Source organism: Streptomyces minutiscleroticus (genome assembly GCF_014650875.1).
Lineage (GTDB): Bacteria > Actinomycetota > Actinomycetes > Streptomycetales > Streptomycetaceae > Streptomyces > Streptomyces minutiscleroticus.
Window position 1 is genome coordinate 1 of sequence record NZ_BMVU01000296.1, and the last position, 502, is coordinate 502.

At 40.2% G+C, this 502-nt stretch carries 1 protein-coding gene; it reads left to right on the forward strand.

Annotated elements, in window-relative coordinates; all coding sequences use genetic code 11:
- A partial coding sequence (locus IE271_RS44805) for a Sir2 family NAD-dependent protein deacetylase (RefSeq protein WP_190195555.1) occupies positions 1–463 on the forward strand: 463 nt, incomplete at its 5' end.
- Positions 464–502 lie beyond the last annotated feature (39 nt).

Below are 502 nucleotides of genomic sequence, written 5' to 3' on the forward strand. Positions count from 1 at the left end.
AAAACACTATCAAGTCAATATCATCACCCAAAATGTAGATGATTTGCATGAAAGGGCGGGCTCTTCTCGCATTTTGCACTTGCATGGGGAATTATTAAGCGTTCGCAGCGAAAAAGATCCTAATTTGGTTTATAGGTGGGAAAAGGACTTGAATTTAGGCGACTTGGCCAAAGACAAATCGCAATTACGCCCTAATATTGTGTGGTTTGGCGAAGCGGTGCCTTTACTTGAAGAAGCGATTTCTTTAGTCAAACAAGCGCATCTTTTAATCATCATTGGCACTTCTTTGCAAGTCTATCCGGCCGCTAGCCTCTACACGCATGCGCATAAAGACGCTCTCATTTATTACATTGACCCTAAGGCTAAAAACGCCCATTTACCCCAGAATGTCCAATGCATTAATGATAGCACGGTGCATGCCATGCAAGATTTAATGCCCAAACTCATAGAAATGGCTTCTTAAGAGATGCTAAAAAGATACTAAAATAATTTTTATTTTTTC